The organism is Ectobacillus sp. OTK (assembly GCF_059698935.1).
The window spans coordinates 489,029-515,066 of sequence record NZ_AP048547.1 but is presented as its reverse complement, the minus strand read 5'-3'; the positions used below and the strand labels follow the sequence as shown (position 1 = coordinate 515,066).

Sequence of the window (26,038 nt, the reverse complement as noted above, 5' to 3'; positions counted from 1 at the left end):
CAAATATATAAAATTGTATAGTTTATCCATTTAGGAAAGTTCGGAAGTAGATCTTTGCTAAGATGCATACCGAAATGCAATACAAAAGGCAGGTCTATTACAAAACCTGCCCTCTAATATCTATACCTGATTTAAAATAGACTGTTTCTAAATAGAATTTATAAACCCTTTACCCTTTTCTTACATCATCAGATAATTCAATACGTTTAATATCACCAACAACAAATATATATGACAATGCCCCCATAAAAGCAATTGCACTTACAAAAACAAGTGCACCATTAAAGGAATTTGTTTCATTAACAATGAAACCGATTACAATCGGTGTTACAATAGCAGCCAAGTTAGCAGCAAAGTTAAATACCCCGCCAGCTAAACCGACTAATTCCCTTGGAGCAATATCAGAGACGAGCGTCCATGTAATTGCTGACATTCCTTGTGAGAAAAATGCAATTGACATAATCGTGATTACTAGAGCTGTTGATGTCGTATAGTTTGCCAACACAATCGAGCAAGCAGCCAACAACCCGATAATAATAGGCGTTTTCCGTGCAACACCAACGGATACTCCGCGCTGCAGCATCTTATCAGACCAATATCCGCCTACAAGTACACCAATCCCTGCTGCAATGTAAGGAATAGAGCCGACAAAACCTGCTTTTAGCATCGTGATTCCTTTTTCTTTAACTAGATAAGTAGGAAACCATGTTAGAAAGAAATACAAAGTAGATGAGATGGCAAATTGCCCGATATAAATTCCCCAAAATTGACGGTATTTGAACAAATGGCGTGCTTGGGACCAGGTAATTTTATGCACTTCCCCGGCTTTATCAGCCAGCCCTCCGCCTTCACGAATATAATCCATTTCTTCTTGATTAATGTATTTACTATCCTTTGGATCACGATACAGCTTAAACCAAACTAGACCAAAGAGCAGCCCCATGATTCCTGTAACATAAAAGATAGACTGCCATCCAAAAGAGGATAAAAGCCAGAATAAAAATGGAGTAGCTAATGCTAGGCCTACATATTCACCCGCAGTATAAACCCCTGTAGCTAGTGCCCGTTCCTTTTGTGGAAACCAAGCTGCGACAACCCGGCTATTGGTAGGAAATGCAGGTGATTCCGCAAACCCAAGCCCAAGACGCAATCCAAACAAAGAACCAAAGCCTTTTGCAAATCCTTGAAAAAGAGTAAACAAAGACCAAAGCATAAGAGAGATTCCGTATACCAGCCTAGGACCAAAACGATCTAGCACCCAGCCGCCAGGAATTTGCATAAAAGCATATGTCCAACCAAAAGCTGAAAATATAAGACCCAGCATAGCTGGACTTATATCCAAATCACTTTGTATAGAAGAGGCAGCTACTGACATATTGGTACGATCGAGATAATTAATAGCTGTTCCTATAAATAAAAGGGACAGGATCATAAAGCGGGCACGGGATCGTTTCCTTTGTTTTGGTGGTATAGGAGCCCTGTTCTCTTCTTTACGTAAAGGGTAATTCATTTCTATTCCTCCTCAAATGAAGATGCTTCAGGAGACTTAAGTATACTAAATATACAATTAGCCAGGTTCATACAAACTATATTTGTTAAAACAGGCTTTTGTTCAGCACAAGTTATTTTTTAGTTTTTTTATATTCTTTATCCATCATTGATATATTTAATCTGCCATCTCCTAAAAAGCCTACAACATTAATAAAAAATGCACGCATATAGTCTATCTATAACAATATGAATTCAGTTCTACTTATCAAAAAACTTATTCAACGTGTTTATATTATTAAGTATGTGAGTAAGAGAAGTTATCCCCTTACTCACATACTAGCTTTCTATTAATTAATCTGTAGGCAATTTCCCTTGCGGAGTATAGCACCATAATAACCAAAGCGGCTCATCACCTGTGTTAACATGCTGGTGAAACTCGCCTTCCGGGATGAACATATAATCCCCTTGCTTGAACGGGCGGCGATTCCCCTCAGCGTCTACAACTTCTCCAGATCCTTTAATCACTACATCCATTTCTTCTGAACCTGGGTGGTTATGGAGGGAGCTTGCTTCCCCTGGAGAGAAAATTGTAATCCCTGCCATCATATGCTTAGCACCCACTGTTTCTGGTGTAATCAATTGGAATACTTTACGAATTTGATTTAATTCCGGCTGGTCTAATCCAATCCATAACGGCTTACCATCCTTGAATGGATCAAGCACTTTAATTTGCATCTCTTTGCTGACCTTTGTTTGCTCGCTCATATGTCTCTCTCCCTTAAGTATAGTATATTCGCTTTCTGCAAGTTACACGGATACGTGATGAACCTTCTTATCCGGAGAATAAATGTCCATAATATTCCAGTGACCGGCTGTTGGCACCGGGTTATTTTGCATAGCTACATCAATTACAACAGGCTTATTAGACTCAATTGCCTTTTGTAATGCCGGTTTAAATTCTTCTGCAGATTCAATTTTAATTCCTTCAATACCATACGCTCTTGCAATCGCTGCATAATCAGGAGAATACGTTTCTCCATCTCTTTTGAACAACGTACCGAGAGTTGTACCGTAGTGGGCTTTTTGCAAGCCTGCAATTGTACCGAATGCAAAGTTGTTCATGATTACCCATACAACCGGAATATTTTCTTCAGCTGCAGTTGCAAGTACAGCAGGATTTTGTCCAAAGCCGCCATCCCCAACTAAGGAAACAACTACCTTATCAGGTTTGGCAATTTTTGCTCCTAAAGCAGCCGGCGCACCAAATCCCATTGTCGCAAAACCACCTGGCGTTAAAATACTGCCTGCTTCATAAATTGGGAACTGCTGGCCAACGCCGTTTTTATTCCAGCCCACATCTGTAGTGATATAGGCATCCTTAGGCAATACTTCACGAACTTCATCTAAAATACGTTGCGGCTGCATTGGGAATGAATTATCGACAATGTATCCTTGATTGCTCTTTTTAAATTCTTCACGATACGCAGCAATTTCTTGTTTAAGCTCCTCGTTTTGCAAGCCTTCCGGAACAAGCTCTCTCGCTACACGGTTTAAAACTGTTAACGCTTGTTTTAAATCCGCCACTACTCCGATCTCTACTGGATAGTTACGGCCAATCTCGTTTGGATCGATATCAATTTGGATCAATTTAGCAGGCGGGAAATTAAATGTATACTCCGGCTCCCATGAGCTAGAATCAGCTTCCGCAAAACGAGTTCCTAATGCTAAAATGTAATCTGCTTCTTTACATTTGTTGTTAATAAACTTTGTTCCCCAGAAGCCTGTCATTCCTAACGTGAATGGATTATCATCAGAAACAGCGCCTTTTCCCATAAGAGAATGAGCTACTGGAATGCTTAAATGGTCAACTAATTCTCTTAATTCCTGTGCCGCATCCGCCAGCATAATGCCTCCGCCGACGTAGAACAGAGGGTTTTTAGCATGAATTAACGTTTCGATAATGTTTCTAGCTGTTACATCATCAATGGATGGCTTTTGAAGTGTTTTTGTGTGATGCTTCAATCGTTCAAATAAAGCTACATCTACCTCTTTCGAGAAGATATCCATAGGTACGGATACTAGAACAGGACCCGGATTACCGCTTTCAGCTAGTTGGAAAGCCTTTTCAATAATTTCCGGAAATAAGTCAGGACGCTCCACACGCCATGCACGCTTTACGAACGGACGATAGATTTCGTATTGAGAAGCATCGAAGTGTAAATTTACTTCCTGGTGCGGATGCTTGCCGTAGTAATGAGTCGGCACATCCCCAGCAATCACAACCATTGGAATAGAGTCTAATGCGGCATTCGCAACACCTGTCGCAGCGTTTGTTAAGCCAGGGCCTAAATGACTTAACACAACTGCTGTCTCCTTTTTCGCTCTTGCATATCCATCAGCCATATGAGCAGCAATTTGCTCATGTCTAACGTTTACAAATTTGATAGAGCTGTTTTCCAGAGCTGTTAGTACGGCAATATTTGTATGTCCGCAAAGACCAAATATATGCTCTACTCCTCTATCCTCTAGATATTTGACTAATTGATGGGAAATAAGACCTTTCATAAGTTACGTTCCTCCTTAAAATCAATAATTATCTTTCCATATTTTCCTGAAACAGCCATTTCATAAGCTCTCTCATACTCCCTGAGAGGAATAACCCCTGAAATAATTGGCCCGATATTGAACTCATCCTGTTTTAAATAATCTAATGTCTGGGCGAAATCAGATGGGAAGTTATAAATAATGCTTCCATGTATAGTTAATTCATTTCTCACAACCTGCACAGGAGGAATAGTTGCTTCTGGTGCTAGACCGATTAATACTACAGAACCGCCAGGAGCTGCGATTTCAACTGCTTGTTCTACTGATTGCCTTACCCCAGCTGCTTCGATAACCACCTCAAAAGTCCTACTCGCAATATCCTGAGGCTGCACAGTTTTTATATTTCCAAAGCTTCTTACCTTGTCCAGCTTCTCTTGACTAATATCAATAGCTGTTATGTCTGCCCCTAAATGTGCGGCTAATGCAATTGCCAGCATCCCCTCAGTACCGCAGCCAATAACAGCAACAGAAGTACCCTTTGTAATTTCAACCTTTCTAAACGCATGCACAATTACCGCGAAAGGCTCAATTAGTACCGCTCGTTCATCCGGCAGCTCCTTAGGGATTGGCAATACATATTTAGAAGAAATAATAAATTCCTCTGAAAAACCGCCGTCCGCATTTACCCCAAGAGATTTCTTATGACGACAAATGTTTGTTTTTCCTTTTACACATAGATCACATTCACCGCAAAATGAATTCGGCTGTACGACAACTCTCGTCCCAATCTTATGCTGAACATCACTCCCGGCCTCTATAATTGTACCTAATAGCTCATGCCCAGGAAGTACAGGGTAAGAAGCGTGGGCAATCTTTCCTCTATACACTCCAATATCTGAGCCGCAAATCCCGCCATAAATTAACTTGATTTTTACTTCATCTTCTTTTAGACGGGCAGAAGACGGAAATTCTCTTAATTCTAGTTCACCTGGTTTGTTCAAATATAATCCGAGCACCTGCTGCACCACCAATTCGTTTGACTGTTTTCTCGTTTCTTATAAATTCTGCTGCTATCTTTCCCTTAGCTGCTTTTTCTCATGAAACAGGAAGCTGAAAGACAATCATTTTTGTTTCTGTCATATCCTCAATCGCAAAGCGTGGACCCTCACGGCCAATTCCGCTATTCTTCACACCTCCATACGGCCAGTGATCCAGCCTGAAGTTTGAAGTTCCGTTAATGACTACACCACCCACTTCAAGAGCATGGGCTACCTGGTAAGCTAAATCCATTTGATTTGTGAATAGTCCTGCTTGAAGTCCAAAGGATGAGTCGTTTGTTTCTTCTATGGCTTCCTCAATTGTTTCATAAGGAATGATGCTTACAATTGGTCCAAACACTTCCTGGCAAACTACCTTACTCGTTTTCGGAGGATTTAACAGAACTGTAGGCTCTACTGTTGCACCACGCTGCTTGCCTCCGCATAATAACGTTGCGCCTTGCTTGATTGATTCATCAATCCATTCCATGATGCGTTCCGCTGCCCTTTCATCTACTAAGCAGCCAACATCTGTATCCGGTAATAACGGATCTCCGATTTTCAGCTTCAACACCTCTTCCTTTAAAAGCTCCGCAAATGCTGGAACGATAGCTTGATGCACATAGATTCGTTGTACGGAAATACAGCTTTGTCCTGAATTGCTAAAGCCAGTTCTTGCACACATTGCTGCGGCGCGCTGAATATCAGCGTCCTCATGTACGATTGTGGAAGCATTACCGCCTAGTTCAAGAAGAACTTTTTTCATGCCAGCTAATTCGCATATATTTTTGCTGGCAACTGTTCCACCCGTAAAGGAAATAACATTAACACGATCATCCTTAACAATCTGCTGTCCAGCTTCTACCCCGCCAAGCACCATGTTAACTGCATTCTTTGGCAACCCAGCCTGCAGCAATAGCCTCAAAAGCTCCGTTGCAATTAAAGCTGTTTGAGGAGCTGGCTTTAAAATTACACTGTTTCCTGCCGCAAATGCAGGACCAACCTTATGGCAAACAAGATTTAGCGGAGCATTAAACGGTGTAATAGCTGCTACAACACCAACCGGTACACGGAAGGTAGAGGCAATGGCTTTTACTCCTCTTTCAGAAGCATCCCCTGGTATTGTTTCGCCGATTAATCTCTTAGCTTCCTCTCCAGAAAGCTCTAATGTTTCGATCGAGCGCGATACTTCATCCAAAGTGTTTTTTAATGGCTTTCCAAGCTCAAGAGAAATAAGCTTCGCAAATCTTTCTTTCTCTTTTTCTAGCAAGGCTGCTGCGCGTTTTAAAATCTTAGCACGTTCATAGGATGGTATTTTTGCAATTTCTTTTTTCGCCGCATACGTTGATGCCAAAGCAGCTTCTACATCATTTGACGTTGCCAGCACTTGCTCACCGATGATTTCGCCAGAGTAAGGGCTCTTGATCGAAACACTTTTACGGTCTGAAAAAATCCATTCTCCGTTAATATAAGGCTGTGCGATTTGCATGGTCGCTTTTATCATTCTTACCACCTGCTTTTCTAAATTTAATAAGCTCTTTTTCAAAACAGAAGGCTATTAGATCGATCTAATTACCTCTAAAAAAATAATTCTACTTCCTGATCCCTTCAGAGTTAGATCGATCTAAATTAAACGAAATTCCTTCTTATCGATTTCTTCACCATATTTAGATTGATCTAAAGGGAAGATTCATTTTATTGATTTCTCATTTTCTATTAGATCGATCTAACAATAACTAAAAAATCATCTCTTGCTTTATAGTTTAGTCCTAAAACCTTGATTGAATCTTTTGTAAACGTTGTCATGATTTTACAACATATTCGGCTTGCTTGCAATACTATCTCTCAAAATAACTTTACTTGGGCAACTAAAATTTTCCTAATATGTTAGCTCCCTAGTTTTTCTTGAACCTTTGGCTTAGTATGCAGCTGAGAGCATGGACCTGCCTGAAGCATATAGCTGCCGCCATCGTGGCCAAGCGTATGCTTTACATTCTTCGCTACCTCAATAAGAGCATCAAGATTAATACCTGTTTCTACTCCCATTTCATGTAAAGCGTGCACAAGATCCTCCGTAGCAATATTTCCGGTTGCACCTGGCGCATACGGACAACCGCCCAGACCTGCAACGGAGCTGTCAAAATTCACAATCCCCTGCTGCAGAGCAGCTACAACATTGGAAAGAGCCATTCCACGCGTATTATGGAGATGCATAGAGAAGGTCATTTGCGGGAATCCAGCTTTCAATTGTCCTAGCATATCATACACTTGCTTAGGATTTGCCATACCCGTAGTATCCGCTAGGGAAATTTCCTCAATCCCAAGCTTGATATACCGCTCCACGATAGATGCAATACGCTCTACAGGTACTTTTCCTTCATATGGGCAGCCAAATGCAACAGAAATCGAACCGCCAACCTTCACGCCATGCTTATCTGCCAGCTCAACAATAGGCACAAAGCCATTCTGCGCTTCCTCAACAAGACAATTCGCATTCGATAAGCTATGAGAATCTGTTGCAGAAAGCATCAGCTTTAGCTTTTTAATACCCGCATCAATGGCGCGCTGTGCTCCTTTTACATTCGGGACTAACGCTCGGAATTTAATATTTGTTAAATCCTGAACACTTCTTACCACTTCCTCTGCATCCCTGAGTTGCGGAATTGCTCTTGGATGAACAAAGGATGTAATTTCTACAGATTTCACACCTGTTTTCGCTAACTCGCGAACAATACGAATCTTTTGCTCCGTTGGAATCCAATCATGTTCCGCCTGAAACCCATCGCGCGGCGCTACTTCACAAACAATTACTTTAGAAGGTAACACTAATTCTTGTAATCCACTCATCAAATAACCCCCTTCTCCTTGAGGACAGCTAGTTCCTCTGCTGATAAACCAAGCTTTCCTCCTAAAATCTCTTCATTATGTTCGCCTAATTCAGGTGCGCGGTGACGGATTGCCCCTGGTGTGTGGGAAAACTTCGGAACAACGCCCGGAACCTTAATCTTGCCTAAGCGTGGATGCTCTACCTCGATGATATTTTCTCTCGCCTGGTAATGAGGATCGTTAAAGATATCTTCGATCGTATAAATCGGACTAACCGGAACACCGAATAAATCCAATTTTTCCTGTAGTTCCTTTTGCGTATATTGACGAATCCAGTTGATTACGATTTCCTGCACCTCATGGTCATTCTTTAAACGCTCAGAATTTGTATAATAACGAGGGTCTGCAAGCATATCTGTTCGTTCCATCGCTTCTGCCAAACGATTAAAGGTAGAATCTGTGCTGCAAACAAGAACAACAAATTTCCCATCCTTCGTCTCATACGTACCTGCTGGGCTTGAATGGCCTGCTAAACCTGGACTTCTTTCTCTCACCTTCCCGTTTTGGTCATACTCAGCAACTAAGAATTCCAGCATACGGAAGATGGATTCATATAGACCCATTTCCACTACTTGTCCTTCTGATTCACCATTTGCCTCACGGTGATAGAGAGCGCTTACAGCAGCAAACGCCGCATATACACCTGTAATGTAGTCAAGCAGAGAATAGGAAGGACTGACAGGCGGGCGGTCAGGGTAGCCTTGGATCGCTGTATGCCCGCTAAACGCCGTTCCCGGAGTTCCGAAACCGGCTTTTTCCCGATATGGACCTGTTTGTCCATATCCAGAAATACGTACCATAATCAATCGAGGATTGACTTTTTTCAGCTCTTCATAGCCTAAATTCCATTTTTCTAATGTACCAGGACGGAAATTTTCAATCAGAATGTCTACTGTTGCAATTAGCTTTTTAAAAATTTCTCGTCCTTCTTCGGTACGGATGTCTAAAGTAACGGATTTTTTATTCCTAGCTAACCCCGGCCATCTTAGCGGCTCGGTTCCCTTCCATGGTCCAACTGTTCGAAGTGTATCCCCTTTTCCAGGAATCTCTACCTTCGTAACCTCCGCCCCTAAGTCCGCTAGTAAGGTAGCCCCGAATGGGGCAGCAATCATCGTTGAGATATCCAGGATTTGAACACCTGTTAAAGGTCCATAATTCGGTTTAGACATGGTTCTCCCTCCCATAAAATAAAGCTAAATTTCTTCTTGGGGTATATAAATCCCCAATACATTCTCTCTAATGTGTTGAAGATGAACATGAGTAGCTGCAATCGCCCCAGCAGCATTCCGGCGCCTCACTGCTTCTAAAATAGCTCGGTGCTCCGCTAAGGATTGCATATAACGTTCCTTTGACTTCAATGTTTGCTTTCGAACTTGGCGGTTCATGTTTAAATTTGCTTCCATCATGGACACAAACACAAAATTTTGCGTAGCTTCAGCCAATGCCAAATGAAAGCTGCTATCTGCTTCTACCTTCTCATCGGGATATTTCAGCTTCTCCTCCATTTTCAACAAGATCTGCTCCATCTTCTTTATGTCTTGCTCGGTAGCTCTTTGGCTGGCTAGCTCTGCAATTTTCGGCTCAATGGCTTCTCTTGCCTCTAGGAAGTAAATAATAGCTGTCTTTTCAAGCATGTCTACTGTATTAAAACGATATTCCAGCTTCATATCTTGACCGACCTGTTGAATAAATCTGCCGCCGCCTGGTTTTGAGATGATGAGCCCTTCTGACTCTAACACTCGACATGCTTCCCGCAATGAGGTCCGGCTGCAGCCTAAGGTTTGCGCCAAATCTCGCTCACCTGGTAAACGATCACCTGGCTTTAGCTTCCCTGTCTCTATTAATTCTCTAATTTGTCCTGCTATTTTCTCGTATAGCCTTTCATTGCGTACACCCGAAAATATTTTATTTCCCATGAGTAAGCAGACCTCCCAGTCCAATCCGTAAACTGGACTATTGGGTAGCCCAGTTGAGTTAGATTATATTTCAGACAAATCTGAATGGTCAAGCGATTTATTTTCTTTTTTGCTCTTCACTCGCCTCTCTTTACTATATTAAGCAAGAATATAAAGGCAGAAAATTATTATTTTTTTTATTTTTTTTATTATTTTTATTATTTTTATCAAAAAAAACTTTGATTTTCATCGAACATTCTGATAATATCAACACGAAATAACTGGACTAACCAGTAGTCCGATATACTCTTTTTTTTTAAAATGATGGGTGTTCATTTTCTTGTAAGCGATTTATAATAAAAGAAGAGTGTCCTATACATTGAGGAGGTATGGCCAAATGGCAACCGAACAGATAAACAAAACTAATCCATGGGCAAAATTTCATGGCCCAAATCTTGGCTATGTCGTTGAGCAATATGATCGTTACGTAAACAATGAGGATTCCGTTGACCCGGAATTAATAGAGCTTTTTGTACAGTGGGGTCCGCCTCCAGTTTGTGAAGTTTCGAACGAAGAAACAGCACATGCACCGCTGACCTTTAACAATACAAATAACATTGAAACAGTGCTTAAGGTGGTAAAGCTATTCGAAGATATTCGCCTACACGGACACTTAGCAGCGAACATCAACCCGCTAGCAGAACAAAAAAATGATCACCCTGTGCTGCATTTAGAAAAATACGGTCTAGTTGAAAATAATTTGAAAGCGATTTCCGCTAAACTTGTTTGGGAGAATGCACCAAAGGAAGTCCAAACTGCTTGGGATGCATTCAACCAACTAAAATCCGTTTATACTTCATCCTTGGCATATGAGTTTGAGCATGTGCATAGCAGTGAAGAACGGGCATGGCTGCAACAGATGGTAGAGACAGGCTCCTTACATCGTTCCTTATCTAACGAAAAACGAGCAAAGCTCTTAAAGCGCTTAACAGAAGTAGAAGGCTTTGAACAATTTTTACATCGAACATTTGTGGGACAGAAACGATTTTCTATTGAGGGAGTTGATATGCTGGTCCCAATGCTAGATGAGATTATTGATGAAAGCGTTACCCTTGGTATGCATAATGTCTTAATTGGCATGGCGCACCGTGGACGCTTAAGTGTATTGGCACACACACTTGAAAAGCCGTATCACAGCATTCTCACAGAATTTCAACACTCCACTACAAAGAAGCCGGGGCAACCGGAGGATAAGGTTGGTTGGACAGGAGATGTTAAATATCATTTAGGATACGATCGTTTCATTGAAGGCGCTGACGGAGTTCGTACCCGCGTAACCTTGGCTAACAATCCGAGCCACCTTGAATTTGTAGATCCTGTCGTAGAAGGCTTTACAAGAGCCGCCCAGGACAATCGAAGCCAGGCAGGTTCTCCTAAACAGGATACTTCGAAAGCGCTTGCAGTCCTTGTTCATGGTGATGCAGCCTTTCCTGGTCAAGGAATTGTAGCAGAAACCCTAAACTTAGCTGGGCTCAAGGGGTACCATACAGGCGGAACTCTGCATATTATTGCAAACAATTTAGTCGGATTTACAACAGACAGCTCAGATTCCCGTTCCACAAGATACGCGAGTGATCTGGCAAAAGGCTTTGAAATTCCAATTGTACACGTAAACGCAGATGATCCGGAAGCTTGTTTAGCGGCAGCGTATCTTGCGCATCAATACCGAGTTCGCTTCCAAAAGGACTTTGTAATCGACTTAGTGGGCTATCGCCGCTTTGGGCATAACGAAATGGATGATCCAACAATGACGCAGCCGCATGTATACAAGAAGATTACAAAACATCCAACTGTAAGAGCGTTATATGCGAAGCAGCTGCAAGCAAAAGGAATTCTCACTCAAGAAGAAGCAGAGCAAATGAAGCAAAGCGTTCAAGAAAAATTACAGACTGAATATAACAGTGTTCCTGAAAAGAAGGAAACGATATCAGGGGATGTGCCGGTACCGGAAATCATTGCTAATGGCATTCCAGCGTTGGAAACGGGCGTACCGCTAGATACACTTCGTGAATTAAATAAAGAACTGTTGAAGTGGCCGGAGGGCTTTAACATTTATCCAAAATTAAAGCGCATTCTCGAACGTCGTGAAAGCGCATTAGAAAAGAACGGAAAAGTAGAATGGGCAGTAGCTGAAGCATTAGCATTTGCGACAATCCTGCAAGAGGGAACGCCAATTCGCCTAACAGGACAAGACTCAGAGCGTGGAACTTTTGCTCAGCGTCATATCGTGCTCCATGATACAGAAACAAATGAAACCTTCTCGACGATGCAGCATCTCCCGCAGGCTCGCGCTTCCTTTACGGTTCATAATAGTCCGTTATCTGAAGCAGCGGTTGTCGGCTTTGAGTATGGATACAATGTATTTGCTCCGGAAACACTTGTTATGTGGGAAGCGCAGTACGGAGACTTCGCGAATACAGCACAAGCTCTTTTCGATCAATTCGTATCAGCAAGCCGTGCAAAATGGGGACAAAAATCAGGACTTGTTGTCTTGCTGCCTCACGGCTATGAAGGACAAGGTCCAGAGCATTCGAGCGCTCGTCCGGAACGCTTTTTACAGCTGGCAGCTGAAAATAACTGGACTATCGCGAATGTAACAAGTGCAGCTCAATATTTTCATATTCTTCGTCGCCAAGCAGCAATTTTAGGAACAGATTCAGTTCGGCCATTGGTGATTATGACACCAAAAAGCTTATTGCGTCATGCGATGGTTGCCTCTCCTAACGCAGACCTAAGCGAAGGCCGTTTCCAAACAGTTCTAGAGCAGCCGAACCTTGGACAAGACGTGAATAAAGTAAAACGCTTAGTATTAACAACAGGAAAAATGGCTATCGACCTAGCATTGGAAGTAGAGGCACATAAAGAGAACGAAATTCTGGATGCAGTACACATCATTCGCATAGAACAGTTATATCCGTTTCCAAAAGAAAAGGTGGAGGCGATTATGAAGCGCTATCCGAACCTGGAAGAAATTGTTTGGGTACAGGAAGAACCAAAAAATATGGGATCTTGGAATTATATCGCTCCTACTCTATTTGAGCTTGCCGGCAAAAATATAGTAGTAGACTACATTGGACGTCCGGAGCGCTCAAGCCCTTCAGGCGGAGATCCAACCATTCATAAGAAGGAACAAGAACAAATTGTAAAGCAGGCATTAATTACAGATCGCTTGTCCAATTATGAGAACCAAGAACAAGTATTAGTCAACAATTAAAAAAATCCATTCAAAGCGGCATATTGATAAAGAGCGTTACACCATCAAGGGGGATATAGAAAATGATTGAAATTAAAGTGCCAGAGCTTGCAGAATCCATTACAGAAGGAACCATTTCAAACTGGCTCATCAAGGTTGGCGATAGAGTAAACAAAGGGGAAAGCGTCGTCGAGCTTGAAACGGATAAAGTAAATATTGAAGTAAACACAGATCATGCTGGAGTATTAACACAGCTATTAAAGCAGCCTGGCGACACAGTAGAGGTTGGAGATGTTATCGCTATTTTAGAAGAAAATGCAGATGCCAGCGTACCTGCTGCCGAGCCTGCTGTCCAACAAGCTCCAGCTTCAAGTGCACCTGCCGTGCAGCAACAAGAAACTGCTCCAGTAAATGAGCAATCCTTACATCGCTTTCCAAGCACAGGTCAGCCTGTTGCTTCACCAGCAGCTAGAAAACTAGCGCGCGAAAGAGGAATTGATTTAAATGAAGTACGAAGCACTGATCCACTCGGCAGAATTAGACCGCACGATGTGAAAGCATCGACTGCTCCAGCTCCTGCGGCAGAAGCGCCAAAAGCAGAAAAGTCTGCTCCAAAGCCTGCAGCTGCGCAAGCAGAAACAGAGTTTACGAAGCCGGTGGAACGCGTGAAAATGTCCCGTCGCCGTCAAACTATTGCAAAACGCCTAGTTGAAGTACAGCACACAGCTGCAATGTTAACTACATTTAATGAAGTAGATATGTCTGCTGTTATGAAACTACGCACAAAACGTAAGGATGCATTTTTTGAAAAGAATGGTGTTCGCCTTGGCTTCATGTCATTCTTTACAAAAGCTGTAGTAGCGGCCCTTAAGAAGTATCCGCTTCTCAATGCAGAAATTCAAGGCGATGAGATTATCGTAAAGAAATTTTATGATATCGGAATTGCAGTAGCGGCACCGGAAGGATTAGTTGTCCCAGTTGTACGCGATGCAAATCAAAAAAGCTTTGCTGAAATTGAAGGTGAAATTAGCGAACTCGGCAAAAAAGCACGTGATAATGCCCTTACATTAAAAGAACTGCAAGGCGGTACATTTACCATCACAAACGGCGGAGTTTTCGGATCCTTAATGTCAACACCGATCCTAAACAGCCCGCAAGTAGGAATTCTTGGCATGCATAAGATCCAAACAAGACCAATCGCGATCGACGAAGAGCGTATGGAAAACCGTCCAATGATGTATATTGCTCTATCTTATGATCACCGCATTGTTGATGGAAAAGAAGCAGTTGGCTTCCTTGTTACAGTGAAGGAGCTATTAGAAGATCCTGAGTCCTTACTGCTAGAGGGTTGATTGACCTCAATCCTATCTATATGGAACCTTGAGCTTGGCACAAAAATCATCTGCTCAGCTGTGCTCAACAAATGACTATAACCCTTAAAAAAGTCCGTCTTACTCCTTTTCACAGGGAGTGGGACGGACTTTTTCTATCTCATTTTTCGATGGCTTGGTTAAAAAGCTATTAAAGGGGCCTGCTTAAATCTATCCCTTCCATAAAAGCAACAAATGCTTTTACCATATTCAGCTTCAAAGACTCCTCATGATAAATCATCCATGTTCTTCGTAATATAGGCTCCCCCTCTTTTGTTCGGATATCAATTTTGTGTATGTCATCTATACCATTGAAGAGCATGCTTGACATAATAGCATAGCCTAATCCATTTACTACCATTTCCTTACATGTATCGGCTTTATCAACCTCTATACTCGTTAAAGGAGGCTGAGAATAATTTTCCGCCCACCAATTATCAACTATAGATTTCAATAAATAATCGGGTTGGTAATTAATTCTTGGCAGATGAGGAAGGTCAGCAATATCAATTTTTTCCTTAGAAACAATACATATTGTTTCTTCAAACAATAGCTGTTTTTTCTCCTGCCAGCTGTAATCCCCTCTAATAAAACCAATATGCACATCTTGGTTATAAACCAAATTCGTGATATCACTGCTCCAAGCCGTGGAGACCTTAAATTCAATATCAGGGTATTGGTCCTTAAAACGCTTTAGCAAGGTCGGAAGCTGATAATGTGTAAAGAAATTTGCAACGCCTAGCCTTAATGTTCCAGAAACTTTATTATCCATATTGAGAACATTCTCTTTCATTTTCTGGATTCTCAATAATATTTCCTTTGCACATTTTGCTAAATATTCTCCTTGCGGGGTAAACTGAATTCCCCGCCTTCCCCGATTTACAATTTGCACTCCAAATTCCTTTTCAATTTGCTGCAAACGATGTGTTAAGGCAGGCTGAGAAATATATAGACTTTTTGCTGCCTTTGTAATATTTTTTTCGCTGTAAAGCACCTGTAAAATAAGCCAATCTCGATCCTCCATCGACTCCCTCCTATCCAGCCATCAACTTTATTTATGGTTAGTTATCAAACTTATATATTTTATTTATTTCTAATGGTATATTAATATTCATTTATACAGGATTCAACCCTTTTACAACATACACAACAGTTATAGAGGAGATCTGTCTGGCGCTATTCACCCCTAACAAATACGTTTTTAGAAAGAAGGAATCTGTATGAAGAATACGATTTTTTTCAAAAATATTTACTTCATTATATTAAGTAGTATAGGGGGATTTATTCTTTCTTTAACCGGGCTTTCAATCGGTTGGATGCTTGGCACATTGCTTACAGCAGCCTTTCTCTCCTTTCATCGGCCGGCATTTTTAAAGTTGCCTAGTAAGCAACGGGGAATTGCAAAGCATTGGTTACGCGTTGGGCAATGTATTTTGGGCATCGAACTGGGGCAAAAAATGAACTTGTCGATTTTGCATATTTTTAAAGAAGACTGGTTAACTATTCTAATCATGCTGCTTCTGTCTATCGTTTTTTCCATTCTTTCCGGTTTCATTCTATGGAAGTTTAGCCAAATGGATATGCTAACCAGCTTTTTTGGAACAGCTCCCGGAGGACTAAGTGCGATGCCTGGCATTGCAGAAGAGGTAGGCGCCAATACCGCAGTCGTCAGCATTGTTCAAACTATGCGCGTTTTTCTAGTTGTCCTGACGATCCCAATCCTTGTTTCTTCTTGGATTGCAGATCCTATTAATCCTGCAGCAGCTTACCATTCTTCTGCTCAAATATCCACATTTCACGCAGGGCAATTTCTCTGGACTATTGTCTTAGTGGCAACAGCATTTGGAGGTTATTATATAGGAAAAACCTTAAGATTCCCTGCTCCATGGTTAGTCGGAGGTATGGTTAGCGTCGCTGCGCTACAATCGCTCAGCTCCTCCTACGCTGGTCATGATATGATTGCATGGTGGCCTCATAGTATGATCATTTTGTCGCAAATTTTAATGGGATCAAGCATCGGATCACGCTTTCAAAAAAATATGTTTGCAGGCTTGAAGAACACACTATTTGTTTCCTTAATAAGTACAATCTGTCTCATTCTTGCCATGTTTCTATGTGCATATTTTGTATCAATCTTAACGGGTATAACATTTACCACTGCCGCTTTGGCATTTGCCCCGGGTGGAATTGCCGAAATGACAACCACAGCAGTCGTTTTACATGCGGACTCTACCTTTGTACTGGCGGTGCAGGTGCTTCGATTACTCATCGTCTGCGTAATTCTTCCTCCTTTCTTCAGATTTCTACATCATTGGGAGCTAAGAAAGAATGTACGTTCTCATGTATCAGCTTAATTTTTCAGCATTTGGATTTTCTTTTATACTTATAATGAAGATAAGGAGGGGTGAGATTGGATTCTTTTTATGATCATAAGAAAAGAGGACAACAAGAAAATAAATCCTTTTTCGTTCAAGCTAATGAAAAAACACAAGAAAAAGAAATAGCGCAATTGTCACTCATATTAGCTGAAATCATTCGAAGTTCATCATGTAAGGACGAAGATGTTGTCTTTTTATGCATTGGTTCAGACAGATATGTTGGAGACTCCTTAGGTCCTTTAGTAGGAACAATGCTCAAAGAAAACCAGGTTCCCTATCGTGTCTATGGCACGTTAGAAGAACCTGTTCATTCATTCAATTTGAAAAAGGTGTTGAAGGAGATTCAAAAACAATTTAAGAAGCCCCTTGTTGTTAGCATTGATGCTTGTCTGGGCGAGAAAAATCAAGTGGGACAAGTCATTTTTCAGGAGGGGCCGCTTGTTCCGGGAAAAGCCCTTGAGAAGGTATTGCCGAAAGTAGGCGATTATCATATCAAAGGTATGGTTAACTATATAGATCCTTTGCCAACATCGCAATTTTTAAATGACACTCGATTATATACTGTTATGAATCTTGCAAAGACCATTGTAAAAATCATTACTCGAACAATCAACAAAAATACTTCCATACACGATACGATTTAATAAGAAAGCTAGGCTGGCGTCACAGTTGGCGCCAGCCTAGTTGCATTAATGCTTTATTCTTCAGGAATACAACAAGCTATCCTACATTTTATAACTGCAAAATTAAAATAAGGTAAGGGCTCCAGTTAGAATAGCAACAATCGTAATTACTAATGAGCAAATAACAGCCCATTTAAATGCGTAACGTTGAAATTCTCCAAGATCAGTTTTTACCATCCCCACTAGCAACAGAGTGGATGCAACAAGCGGGCTTAAGAAATGTACCGGCTGCCCCAAAATGGACGCTCTGGCGATTTCTACAGGAGAAATTCCGTAAGAAGAAGCGGCTTCAGCAAGAATGGGTAAAACGCCAAAATAATAGGCATCATTAGATAAAACAAATGTAAATGGCATGCTAGTTAGAGCAACAACTAATGGGAAGAAAGAGCCTAAAGAATCCGGAATAATTGATACTAATGCATGAGCTATTGCATCCACCATTTTTGTTCCAGAAAAAATCCCGGTAAATATACCAGCGGCAAATACTAAAGTAACAACAGTTAAAGCATTTCCAGCATGAGCTAACAAACGTTCCTTTTGTTGCTCCAAATTCGGATAATTAATCATTGAAGCCAGAACAAAGCCTATAAGAAATAAAACAGGAACAGGCAATATTTCCATAACTAATACGACCATCACAGTCAAAGTCAGAAATAAATTTACCCATATTAATTTAGGGCGTTTAATATCTGCAGGCATTTCAAAAGCGGCGGCTGCTTCAGGAATGTTTGATATATTTCTAGAGAAATATTGAATCTCGATAATACCGATTCTTTCACGCTCTTTTTTCCCCAGAACATAGGCTATAAAAAGAACACATGCGATTCCACCAGCCATTGTGGGTAGAAGCGGGATAAAGAAGTCACCAGCATCGAGACCCAAAGATGTTATGGCCCTTGTAGCAGGTCCACCCCAAGGAGTCATCCCGCTCATAATACTAAGAGAAAGCAAAGAAACTGTCGCAAGGACGAGAGGATTCATCCCTAATCGCACATAAAGCGGCAGCATAGCTGAAATCGTAATCATATGGGTCGTCGTTCCATCCCCATCTAAGGCAACTGTTAATGCTAACACCGCCGTTCCTATTGCTATTTTAACAGGATCCCCTTTAACGACTTGCAGCATTTTTGCAATCAATGGATCGAATAAACCAGCATCTATCAAAATTCCGAAAAACAGAATTGCAAATAATAACAAAGCTGCTGAAGGTGCGACAACTTTTAATCCATCAAGCATCATCTTACCAAGCTGAGAACCAAAGCCCCCTATTAATGCAAAAATAATAGGGACCGAAACAAGAGCATTAATCGGAGACAACCGCTTCGACATAATCAAATAAGTGAAAACCACAACCATTGAAATCCCCAAAAAAGTAAGAATAGTAATCCCCCCTAATATAGAAACCGCTTACATTCATTTCAAAAAAATGAATGTAGATACTTAAAAATGATTTTATCATCTCCTTGCAGTTTGAATTTTCCATATTTTAAGAATAATTCAAGTTCATAAATAAGTGAAATATATATTTTTTGAGTATTTCTAAAAAAAAAACTTATAATTACACGGCTATGACTATTAAGAATATAGCACCTTCCTTATGAAGCCAAATATCTTATTAACTAAAATATATAGATTCAAAAAAACGACGAAAACATTTCCTATTTCCATCGTTCTTTTATATGAAATAAAATGTATACTCACTTCAATAGTTATTAGAATAATCATTTAAAAACTCAATAAAACTTTTAACTGTAGATAGTTGAAGAGAATCTTGATTATACATTAACCATGTATTTCTTACTACGGGCTCCCCATTTTTGTAGGTTAACCGGTATGTGTGGAGGTTATCAGAAGGCTGTAAACAAATTTCAGGCAGTATGGCAATTCCTAAATCATTTTTAACCATTTCTTTACATGTTTCCTGTCTGTCTGTTTCCATCGTGACAAATGGCGGTTCTGAAAACCTATCATGCCACCAGCCATCAATGAGGCCTTTTAGCGAACTATCTGTTTTGTAATTAATAAAGGGCAGTTCTGCCAACTTAGTCATGTCTATCTCTTTTTTAGAAATCAAACAAAGCCTCTCTTTATGTATCAATGTTTTGATTCCATACCAATTGTAGTTGCCTCTCAGTATTCCTAACTGTACACTAGAGGAATGAAGAAGATTCATAATATCTGTACTCCATCCCGTATTCACATTAAATTGTACATTAGGATATTCATCTGAAAACCCTTTCAATATTCTAGGCAATTTATATTGAGCGAAATTACTTGAAACCCCTAGTCTCAAGGTTCCTCTTACTTCATTCTTCATATTCAATATATGATCTTTCGTTCTTTGCATTTTCCTTATCATTTCATCTGCATAACCAGCTAAATATATTCCTTCCGCAGTAAACTCAATCCCTCCTCTTATTTTGAAAAATAAACTGGTCCCAAACTCGTTTTCTAAATTTTTCAACCTATAAGTTAATGCCGGCTGGGAAATATACAATCGCTCTGCAGCTCGGCTAATATTTCTCTCCTCATATAGGACCCTTATAGCGATCCAATCTTTTTCATCCATATTATACAACTCCAATCCGCTTTAATTATAAGTTTTTTTTTGTTTTTTTCTATTAAATTATCTATTGTACTTATGATTTAGCTTATCATACTATGTGTTTAGAAGCACCGGTACTTTTAAATAAAGAATAAGAAAAGGTGGGTATAAGAATGAAGGTACCAGTTGTTGTTATGCGTGGCGGAACAAGTAAAGGTGTATTTCTCGCTTTCGAGCATATGCCAACCGATCAATTACTTTGGGAAGCCTTTTTATTAGATATTATGGGGAGCCCAGATCGTAGACAAATTGATGGACTTGGTGGAGCGAATTCTTTAACGAGTAAAGCAGCTATCATCAAAAAATCTGATTTGGAAGGGATAGATGTAGAATATACCTTTGCGCAAATCAGCATCGAGAATCAAATGGTCGACTTTAAAGGGAATTGCGGCAATATTTCATCTGCAGTTGGACCGTATGCTATTCAGCAGGGGTTGGTACCGGCACAGGAACCGATCACAACCGTAAGAATATTCAACACAAACACACAAAAGGTAATTATAGCTGAGGTTGAAGTTGAAAATGGACAGGTTAAAACAGATGGAAGCTGTTCAATTCCTGGAGTTCCTGGAACTGGATCCCCTATTTACCTTTCCTTTACTCGTGCAGAAGGTGCAGTAACAGGGAAGCTCTTCCCAACTGGAAATCCTATAGATATCATTAAAACACCCGGCAGCTCAATACCTATATCCATTATTGATGTAGCAAATCCATTAGTCTTTGTAAAGGCCCAGGACATTGGGCTTACCGGAACTGAGTTACCTCATGAGTATTCTCAAGAAAAACTAAAAGAACTAGAAGAACTTAGATCCATAGCAGCTGAAATGTGTCAGTTTTCCAAAAAAGAAGAAGCGACTAAGAAATCTCCCGCTGTGCCCAAAATGACAATCATTGCTCCTCCTATGGATTACACTGACCTGACGGGAGTAGAACGAAAAGCTTCGGATATGGACTTGATTATCAGAATGATGTCCATGCAAAAACCACATCAGGCCCTTGCGATCACCGGCGCGATTTGTACAACAGCAGGCGCCTTTCTAAGGGATACCATTTTATCAGATATTGTAACAGTGACTGAAGAAGTAGTTCGCTTGGCACATCCAGCTGGCATTATGCAGACAAAAGTAGATGTACTTGCAGGACATATAGGAGCCATCAAGGTAGTTCGTACAGCCCGTACTATTCTAGAAGGATATGTGTATACAAAAAGGAACTATGAACTTTCCTATCAATTAGCTTGATTTCATACCGTCTAGAGGGAAATGGAGAAAACTCACCGATTGGCAAAAACAGAGGTGTAGTTGCACTTATACTTTATTCTTAAAACTTCCCGCTGCTTCGAGTGATCTTACAGCTAGAAATTTATAAACTCTTAAAGTATAACAATTTATTTTAACTTGGGGGATTTTCTATGTGGATCATTACTATGTACAAAAACAACAGCATTAAAATGCTTGAATTTGAAAAAGAAGAGGAAGCAAGAGAAGTATTCAAAAGCATTCAAGATAGCAAGATTCTTACAGAAGTTATTTACTTTAATGATCCGTGTTTCGCTTATGCTTAAACTCTTTGTAACTGCATATCTTAGCAAATTACTTACCTGAATGAAAAGGGGATAGGTCAAGGATTCCTCTGGCAAGCCCTCGACTTATCCCCCTTATTTTTACTTACTAGATTCCTAATTCTTACCTAAAGAGGATAAACCAGATAAACACCCGCCATCAAATACGTAAACCTATTTAGGTTATCGATAGCTTGTATACCTGTAGCTTTTTATTATTGTTACAAAACAGCTGTCATTTCAATTTGTACTCTTAGACCTTCCCGTAGCTCTTGAACAGTAGTCTTGCAGGACGATTGTTTTCATCTGGAAACATTTTAAGCCACTCTACATTTACGACCTTTTTATATTCACGATCTGTTACTAAAACACTTAAATGGGCAATATCATCAGTAGTTCCGCCAGCAAGCTCCATAATCTCTCTCATATAATGAAAAAGATTTGCCGCCTCGTCATGGACGCTTTCTGGCATCTCACCTGTTTCAGGGTCCGATCCAATGATTGCTGAAGTGTATACCATATTTCCAATCTTCACTGCGGTTGGGATTGGATTTTGGTGATTAGATCCCTTCACATGTAAAACTTCACGTTTTGCCATAATTCAATTCACTCCTTTCCAAAATTAAATGAGTTTTACATTCCTTTAACTCATTTGAATTCTAAGCATCTCTTTTTTTAAGCTCATCTGATCCGCTCGTCCGAGCATGTATCAATTTCCATATACATTTTTTGTATGTCTTACGCTTTTGGAAGCTGGAAATTTCTTTTCGGTATGGAGTAGTTTGGTTTGTTGTATATTATAAATGGTTCACAAGTCACTTCCAAAAAAAGGATGTGATAGCATGTTTAATGTGATTGGACTTAGAAGAAAACGTTCTAATATCGGTACATGGTCAACAATAGCAGCTTTAGGCGTTGGGTTTGGGATTGCCTCTTATACCCTCAGACGCAACCAAGGAAGCCAAATCAAAAACAAGCTTCCGACCCCAGGTAATAATCAAAGTGCATGGGACTGATACAAATCACATATGACTGTTACTTTATATATTTAAAACTTAGTAATAGAGCGATAGAAGGAACTCGACTGATGCAAATTGGTCGAGTTTTAAAAAATGATTCGTACCTTTTTGTTATGAATGGACTATATAGATGTATCAAAATTATGTAAATAAAGCACGTATTTCTCTAGCTATTTTATATACAAGACAGCAAGTCCTATAAACCCTTCTATAAGATAAAAGGTCTTATAATACAGGGAACGATTTTAAGATATTGAGGTGATTGAATATATGCCAATGCTGAATGTGGACGGTATTAGCTTATATTATACCGTTAAAGGAAAAGGGATTCCGATTGTTTTTATTCATCCTCCTGTACTCACTCACGTGAATTTTAAGTACCAAATAGAGGAATTATCCCAAAAGTTTAAAGTTATTACTTTTGATATTAGAGGTCACGGAAGGAGCCAATACTCAAGACAACCGATAACCTATCCGCTGATTGTTGAAGATATTAGACATCTGTTGGACCATCTGGAAATCAATAAAGCATTCATATGCGGATATTCGACCGGAGGCTCTATCGTATTGGAATTTTTGTTGACTTATGCCGACCGGTCCTTAGGAGGCATTGTAATTAGCGGAATGCCTGAAGTGAAGGATAGGCACCTAAAGAAGAAGCTCTCTTTAGGGATAGCACTTGCGAAAGCAGGAGCCGTTTCTGTCCTGGCTCTATCCATTTCAAGGAGCAATTCGAATACACTAGAGTTGTTCATAGAGATGTTTAAAGAAGCCCGAAAAGGAGATGCAAGAAATATCGAGCAATATTATCGTTACAGTTTGCACTATAATTGTACCGAGCAGCTGGAAAACATTGATCTTCCGATTTTGCTGGCTTATGGTAAGGAAGATAAAACATTTCGTTATTATGCAAAGCTGCTGCACGAAAAATTGCCATGTAATGAACTAAAGTTCATTGATCATGTACAGCATCAGGTTCCTACAAAAACAGCGATTGATTTAAATAATATGATTAAGAAGTTTACCTATATCCATAACAGGATGAATAAAGAAGAAACTGTTCCTTTACCAATGATGGAATAGATCATGCAACCAAAAGAATCATTACAGTGAGAAAAATACATATAAGAGTACCAACACATACCTGCCATGCTGATATAAACGAAACTGTCAACATCTGTACCCTAAATGTTTTTTTATTAGGGGTAGCGCCCCATGCCCATCAAGTTTTAAAAAAAACACCCCCAAAACGAGTAAATAGAGCAGTTTACTTGTTTTAGGGGTAGTTTATTTTGTTAGGTTAATTGCAATGCGTCAGAACTCCAAATAGTTCTTTCGCCTCACTATGAAAAGGAGAAAGAAAACTGTAGTTGGGTGCAAATACTAGTAAAAATTATCTGCTATCATTTAGCTAATTTTGTCTTGTGAGATCTCGACTTCTTTTCAATAAGGGAATACCCGCTGCATAATAATAAGACCGCATTTGACCAGAATACTGGAAAGAAACCAACAACGGATCCTAGAGAGCCAAACAAAATTGGGATTAAAAATTGTACAGTTTTATTTAATGTAAGCCGGATCCCCAGAACTTCCCCTGTACGCCCTTTGGGTGAACGATTATAAGCCATTACGATAGATAACGGCTGGCAGCATCCCAGTCCTAGACCCATGATGAAAGAGATAATCATCAGGAGAACATAATGATTAAATAGAGGAATTAAAAAGAAAGCAGTTGCCGATATGGTAAGACATCCTCCAAGAATTGTTTCTTCTTTAAGCTTCTTCATCATCCACTGCATAAACAGGCGTGAGAGAATATAAGCAACCGCATTACAGCTTAAAATCACTCCAATGGTAGAGGCTGAGAGTCCAAGATGTTTTGTGTATATAGGAAAATAAAACTCATATAGCCCTACACCTGTTAAGATGATTCCGCTTGTGATAAAGGTTTTCCGTAAGGATCGTTTGAGAAGAAGCTCAACAAAGCTATTCTTTTGTTCCAATTCTTTATCAATTGTTCTTGGCAGTTTAATCATGTTAAAACAGAAGACCATTCCTGGAATCATTGCAATTACTGCCAACATCCGCTGCCGGGATAAATTCTTACCATATGTAAGCGGCCATAACCAGAGAGCTATTTACATTTTTTGGTTTATTTGTTACCATTAGGTTAGTTATCCAACTAACTTAATGGAGGAATAAAATGGCAAAGCCGAATGTTATCAGTAAATCAGAATTGCTTCAATCCGCAAAACAAATTCTGGCTGAAAAAGGGCTGGAAAAACTAACGCTAAAAGCAGTAGCGGAAGGGGCTAACGTTACACAAGGAACTGTTTATTATCACTTTAAGACAAAAGAGCAGCTCGTTCTAAAAATCGTTGAGGATTTGTGCTCTTCCTCGTGGGAGAACTTAGAGAAGGAATCGGCTGTTGGGACGCTTTATTTACAAACAGCGCTTGCTTCCGCAAAAAGCAGGTGTACATCAGATTCATTTTATCACCATTTATTTTTTCAATTAGCAGCGAATAGTCTTCATAACGAAAACATAAAGAAGCAGCTAGGCAATATGCTTGATTACGAAAATGAAATGTTAGCGAAGCAACTTCAAGCTGTTTGTAAACAATCACCGATTGAAGGAATTACCTTTGAACATTGGGGTATTCTGTTGAATGCTTTAATTGATGGATTAGCACTGCAGGCATTACTCTCCCCTTCCTTTCAGGGTGATGTCGTATATGAACAGTTAGAACGATTAATCCGCAGATTACTTGAAATAAAATAAACCAAGGGGGAATGTGGTTTGTTTACAGAAAGACTAGGGGTAACAATGTTGTTTTCTGTATTAATTTGGTTTAGCGCAACGTTGTTCTTTTTCTTCTTTGGCAAGTTTGTTTTAGTAACTATAAATTCTCCGAAGTTTATTCCAATGTTGCTTGTTCTTGAAGCTGCAACAGCGATTTTATTGTTTTTTGTTATGATTTACTATAAAAAAATAGACACTGCTCCTTATTCCAGTATAAAGCTAGGGATTTATGGGACAGGAATCGGATTATTTCTTGATACATTCATTATCTGCTATTCTTCACATATCTTTCCTGAACTTTCATCGCAGCAAATTTTATCATTTATTATATGGATGGTCCTCGCATATGCTATTTATTTAATCATTCCCGTCTGGATAGAACATTTTTTAACAATAAAAAGAAAGGGTGGGTAAATACTCCCCCTTATCGACCTTACGCCCTGACTGAAAAAGGGGCTTCCTCATAGTGGGGTGCCCCCTCTTTCTAGTCACCATAATCAAATGTTCTTGAAA

23 protein-coding genes are annotated in these 26,038 nt (G+C 40.0%); 10 read left to right on the top strand and 13 right to left on the bottom strand.

Annotation, left to right across the window (positions count from 1 at the left end; genetic code table 11):
- Window positions 1-169: 169 nt before the first annotated feature.
- From AC6HZ4_RS02660 to AC6HZ4_RS02625, 8 genes are all read right to left on the bottom strand, one after another.
- A complete protein-coding gene (locus AC6HZ4_RS02660; RefSeq protein ID WP_497493510.1) occupies window positions 170-1,510 on the bottom strand; it encodes an MFS transporter in 1,341 nt (446 codons plus the stop codon).
- 332 nt (window positions 1,511-1,842) lie between these two features.
- Window positions 1,843-2,256, bottom strand: coding sequence for a cupin domain-containing protein (locus AC6HZ4_RS02655; RefSeq protein WP_497493509.1), 414 nt, complete (start codon window positions 2,254-2,256; stop codon window positions 1,843-1,845).
- 42 nt (window positions 2,257-2,298) lie between these two features.
- On the bottom strand, window positions 2,299-4,056 hold the full coding sequence (locus tag AC6HZ4_RS02650) for a thiamine pyrophosphate-binding protein (protein ID WP_497493508.1): 1,758 nt from the start codon (window positions 4,054-4,056) through the stop codon (window positions 2,299-2,301).
- Window positions 4,053-5,051: a zinc-dependent alcohol dehydrogenase gene (locus tag AC6HZ4_RS02645; protein ID WP_497493506.1), complete on the bottom strand. Its 999-nt coding sequence runs from the start codon at window positions 5,049-5,051 to the stop codon at window positions 4,053-4,055. Before AC6HZ4_RS02645 ends, AC6HZ4_RS02650 begins: the two co-directional genes overlap by 4 nt.
- Before the next feature lie 79 nt (window positions 5,052-5,130).
- Window positions 5,131-6,561 carry an aldehyde dehydrogenase family protein gene (locus AC6HZ4_RS02640; protein ID WP_497495575.1) on the bottom strand — a complete coding sequence of 477 codons (1,431 nt, stop codon included), beginning with the start codon at window positions 6,559-6,561 and terminating at the stop codon, window positions 5,131-5,133.
- A 398-nt stretch (window positions 6,562-6,959) separates the two neighbouring features.
- A complete protein-coding gene (locus AC6HZ4_RS02635) occupies window positions 6,960-7,919 on the bottom strand; it encodes a hydroxymethylglutaryl-CoA lyase (protein ID WP_497493505.1) in 960 nt (319 codons plus the stop codon).
- Complete coding sequence (locus AC6HZ4_RS02630) at window positions 7,919-9,127, bottom strand: CaiB/BaiF CoA transferase family protein (protein WP_497493504.1); 1,209 nt, start codon at window positions 9,125-9,127, stop codon at window positions 7,919-7,921. Before AC6HZ4_RS02630 ends, AC6HZ4_RS02635 begins: the two co-directional genes overlap by 1 nt.
- Before the next feature lie 24 nt (window positions 9,128-9,151).
- Window positions 9,152-9,874: a FadR/GntR family transcriptional regulator gene (locus AC6HZ4_RS02625; protein ID WP_497493503.1), complete on the bottom strand. Its 723-nt coding sequence runs from the start codon at window positions 9,872-9,874 to the stop codon at window positions 9,152-9,154.
- A gap of 376 nt (window positions 9,875-10,250) precedes the next feature.
- Between AC6HZ4_RS02625 and AC6HZ4_RS02620 the strand changes: the two genes are divergently transcribed.
- On the top strand, window positions 10,251-13,127 hold the full coding sequence (locus AC6HZ4_RS02620; protein ID WP_497493502.1) for a 2-oxoglutarate dehydrogenase E1 component: 2,877 nt from the start codon (window positions 10,251-10,253) through the stop codon (window positions 13,125-13,127).
- A gap of 62 nt (window positions 13,128-13,189) precedes the next feature.
- The gene (odhB, locus tag AC6HZ4_RS02615; RefSeq protein ID WP_497493501.1) at window positions 13,190-14,458 is read left to right on the top strand and encodes a 2-oxoglutarate dehydrogenase complex dihydrolipoyllysine-residue succinyltransferase; all 1,269 of its coding nucleotides are present in this window, start codon (window positions 13,190-13,192) and stop codon (window positions 14,456-14,458) included.
- Window positions 14,459-14,627: 169 nt separating this feature from the next.
- Here the strand turns inward: odhB and AC6HZ4_RS02610 are convergent, their stop codons facing one another.
- Window positions 14,628-15,500 (bottom strand): LysR family transcriptional regulator, encoded by an 873-nt coding sequence (locus AC6HZ4_RS02610; protein ID WP_497493500.1) that lies wholly within the window; start codon window positions 15,498-15,500, stop codon window positions 14,628-14,630.
- Window positions 15,501-15,696: 196 nt separating this feature from the next.
- Here AC6HZ4_RS02610 and AC6HZ4_RS02605 point away from each other — a divergent pair, with 196 nt between their 5' ends.
- On the top strand, window positions 15,697-16,830 hold the full coding sequence (locus AC6HZ4_RS02605) for an AbrB family transcriptional regulator (protein WP_497493499.1): 1,134 nt from the start codon (window positions 15,697-15,699) through the stop codon (window positions 16,828-16,830).
- Window positions 16,831-16,886: 56 nt separating this feature from the next.
- Window positions 16,887-17,498: a spore protease YyaC gene (gene yyaC, locus AC6HZ4_RS02600; RefSeq protein WP_497493498.1), complete on the top strand. Its 612-nt coding sequence runs from the start codon at window positions 16,887-16,889 to the stop codon at window positions 17,496-17,498.
- Between the two features lie 102 nt (window positions 17,499-17,600).
- Here the strand turns inward: yyaC and AC6HZ4_RS02595 are convergent, their stop codons facing one another.
- Together AC6HZ4_RS02595 and AC6HZ4_RS02590 are read right to left on the bottom strand one after the other, a co-directional pair.
- Window positions 17,601-18,917, bottom strand: coding sequence for a CitMHS family transporter (locus tag AC6HZ4_RS02595; protein WP_497495574.1), 1,317 nt, complete (start codon window positions 18,915-18,917; stop codon window positions 17,601-17,603).
- 322 nt (window positions 18,918-19,239) lie between these two features.
- Window positions 19,240-20,106: a LysR family transcriptional regulator gene (locus AC6HZ4_RS02590; RefSeq protein ID WP_497493497.1), complete on the bottom strand. Its 867-nt coding sequence runs from the start codon at window positions 20,104-20,106 to the stop codon at window positions 19,240-19,242.
- Window positions 20,107-20,255: 149 nt separating this feature from the next.
- On the opposite strand from AC6HZ4_RS02590, the gene AC6HZ4_RS02585 reads away from it, so the two are divergent.
- Window positions 20,256-21,383, top strand: a complete 1,128-nt coding sequence (locus AC6HZ4_RS02585; RefSeq protein WP_497493495.1) for a 2-methylaconitate cis-trans isomerase PrpF family protein — start codon at window positions 20,256-20,258, stop codon at window positions 21,381-21,383.
- Between the two features lie 170 nt (window positions 21,384-21,553).
- The gene (locus tag AC6HZ4_RS02580; RefSeq protein WP_497493494.1) at window positions 21,554-21,706 is read left to right on the top strand and encodes a hypothetical protein; all 153 of its coding nucleotides are present in this window, start codon (window positions 21,554-21,556) and stop codon (window positions 21,704-21,706) included.
- Between the two features lie 250 nt (window positions 21,707-21,956).
- On the opposite strand, the gene AC6HZ4_RS02575 is transcribed toward AC6HZ4_RS02580, so the two are convergent.
- A complete protein-coding gene (locus AC6HZ4_RS02575; protein ID WP_497493493.1) occupies window positions 21,957-22,301 on the bottom strand; it encodes a RidA family protein in 345 nt (114 codons plus the stop codon).
- Between the two features lie 244 nt (window positions 22,302-22,545).
- On the opposite strand from AC6HZ4_RS02575, the gene AC6HZ4_RS02570 reads away from it, so the two are divergent.
- Together AC6HZ4_RS02570 and AC6HZ4_RS02565 are read left to right on the top strand one after the other, a co-directional pair.
- Window positions 22,546-22,719, top strand: coding sequence for a hypothetical protein (locus AC6HZ4_RS02570; protein ID WP_497493492.1), 174 nt, complete (start codon window positions 22,546-22,548; stop codon window positions 22,717-22,719).
- A 273-nt stretch (window positions 22,720-22,992) separates the two neighbouring features.
- Entirely contained in the window at window positions 22,993-23,805 is an 813-nt protein-coding gene (locus tag AC6HZ4_RS02565) for an alpha/beta fold hydrolase (protein WP_497493491.1), read from the top strand.
- A gap of 320 nt (window positions 23,806-24,125) precedes the next feature.
- Here AC6HZ4_RS02565 and AC6HZ4_RS02560 read toward each other — a convergent pair whose 3' ends face one another.
- Window positions 24,126-24,788, bottom strand: coding sequence for an MFS transporter (locus tag AC6HZ4_RS02560; RefSeq protein ID WP_497493490.1), 663 nt, complete (start codon window positions 24,786-24,788; stop codon window positions 24,126-24,128).
- 137 nt (window positions 24,789-24,925) lie between these two features.
- On the opposite strand from AC6HZ4_RS02560, the gene AC6HZ4_RS02555 reads away from it, so the two are divergent.
- Both AC6HZ4_RS02555 and AC6HZ4_RS02550 read left to right on the top strand, forming a co-directional pair.
- The gene (locus tag AC6HZ4_RS02555; protein WP_497493489.1) at window positions 24,926-25,504 is read left to right on the top strand and encodes a TetR/AcrR family transcriptional regulator; all 579 of its coding nucleotides are present in this window, start codon (window positions 24,926-24,928) and stop codon (window positions 25,502-25,504) included.
- 45 nt (window positions 25,505-25,549) lie between these two features.
- Window positions 25,550-25,939, top strand: coding sequence for a hypothetical protein (locus AC6HZ4_RS02550; protein WP_497495573.1), 390 nt, complete (start codon window positions 25,550-25,552; stop codon window positions 25,937-25,939).
- Window positions 25,940-26,038: the final 99 nt, after the last annotated feature.

What these genes read in the sequence shown, in the direction of transcription:
- AC6HZ4_RS02640 (WP_497495575.1), bottom strand. Translation starts at nt 6,561, where the DNA reads ATGCAAATCGCACAGCCTTATATTAACGGAGAATGGATTTTTTCAGAC.
- AC6HZ4_RS02650 (WP_497493508.1), bottom strand. Translation starts at nt 4,056, where the DNA reads ATGAAAGGTCTTATTTCCCATCAATTAGTCAAATATCTAGAGGATAGA.
- AC6HZ4_RS02555 (WP_497493489.1), top strand. Translation starts at nt 24,926, where the DNA reads ATGGCAAAGCCGAATGTTATCAGTAAATCAGAATTGCTTCAATCCGCA.
- AC6HZ4_RS02635 (WP_497493505.1), bottom strand. Translation starts at nt 7,919, where the DNA reads ATGAGTGGATTACAAGAATTAGTGTTACCTTCTAAAGTAATTGTTTGT.
- AC6HZ4_RS02585 (WP_497493495.1), top strand. Translation starts at nt 20,256, where the DNA reads ATGAAGGTACCAGTTGTTGTTATGCGTGGCGGAACAAGTAAAGGTGTA.
- AC6HZ4_RS02610 (WP_497493500.1), bottom strand. Translation starts at nt 15,500, where the DNA reads ATGGAGGATCGAGATTGGCTTATTTTACAGGTGCTTTACAGCGAAAAA.
- AC6HZ4_RS02655 (WP_497493509.1), bottom strand. Translation starts at nt 2,256, where the DNA reads ATGAGCGAGCAAACAAAGGTCAGCAAAGAGATGCAAATTAAAGTGCTT.
- AC6HZ4_RS02575 (WP_497493493.1), bottom strand. Translation starts at nt 22,301, where the DNA reads ATGGCAAAACGTGAAGTTTTACATGTGAAGGGATCTAATCACCAAAAT.
- AC6HZ4_RS02625 (WP_497493503.1), bottom strand. Translation starts at nt 9,874, where the DNA reads ATGGGAAATAAAATATTTTCGGGTGTACGCAATGAAAGGCTATACGAG.
- AC6HZ4_RS02560 (WP_497493490.1), bottom strand. Translation starts at nt 24,788, where the DNA reads ATGATTCCAGGAATGGTCTTCTGTTTTAACATGATTAAACTGCCAAGA.
- AC6HZ4_RS02570 (WP_497493492.1), top strand. Translation starts at nt 22,546, where the DNA reads ATGTTTAATGTGATTGGACTTAGAAGAAAACGTTCTAATATCGGTACA.
- AC6HZ4_RS02630 (WP_497493504.1), bottom strand. Translation starts at nt 9,127, where the DNA reads ATGTCTAAACCGAATTATGGACCTTTAACAGGTGTTCAAATCCTGGAT.
- AC6HZ4_RS02605 (WP_497493499.1), top strand. Translation starts at nt 15,697, where the DNA reads ATGAAGAATACGATTTTTTTCAAAAATATTTACTTCATTATATTAAGT.
- odhB (WP_497493501.1), top strand. Translation starts at nt 13,190, where the DNA reads ATGATTGAAATTAAAGTGCCAGAGCTTGCAGAATCCATTACAGAAGGA.
- AC6HZ4_RS02660 (WP_497493510.1), bottom strand. Translation starts at nt 1,510, where the DNA reads ATGAATTACCCTTTACGTAAAGAAGAGAACAGGGCTCCTATACCACCA.
- AC6HZ4_RS02590 (WP_497493497.1), bottom strand. Translation starts at nt 20,106, where the DNA reads ATGGATGAAAAAGATTGGATCGCTATAAGGGTCCTATATGAGGAGAGA.
- AC6HZ4_RS02565 (WP_497493491.1), top strand. Translation starts at nt 22,993, where the DNA reads ATGCCAATGCTGAATGTGGACGGTATTAGCTTATATTATACCGTTAAA.
- AC6HZ4_RS02580 (WP_497493494.1), top strand. Translation starts at nt 21,554, where the DNA reads ATGTGGATCATTACTATGTACAAAAACAACAGCATTAAAATGCTTGAA.
- AC6HZ4_RS02620 (WP_497493502.1), top strand. Translation starts at nt 10,251, where the DNA reads ATGGCAACCGAACAGATAAACAAAACTAATCCATGGGCAAAATTTCAT.
- AC6HZ4_RS02550 (WP_497495573.1), top strand. Translation starts at nt 25,550, where the DNA reads ATGTTGTTTTCTGTATTAATTTGGTTTAGCGCAACGTTGTTCTTTTTC.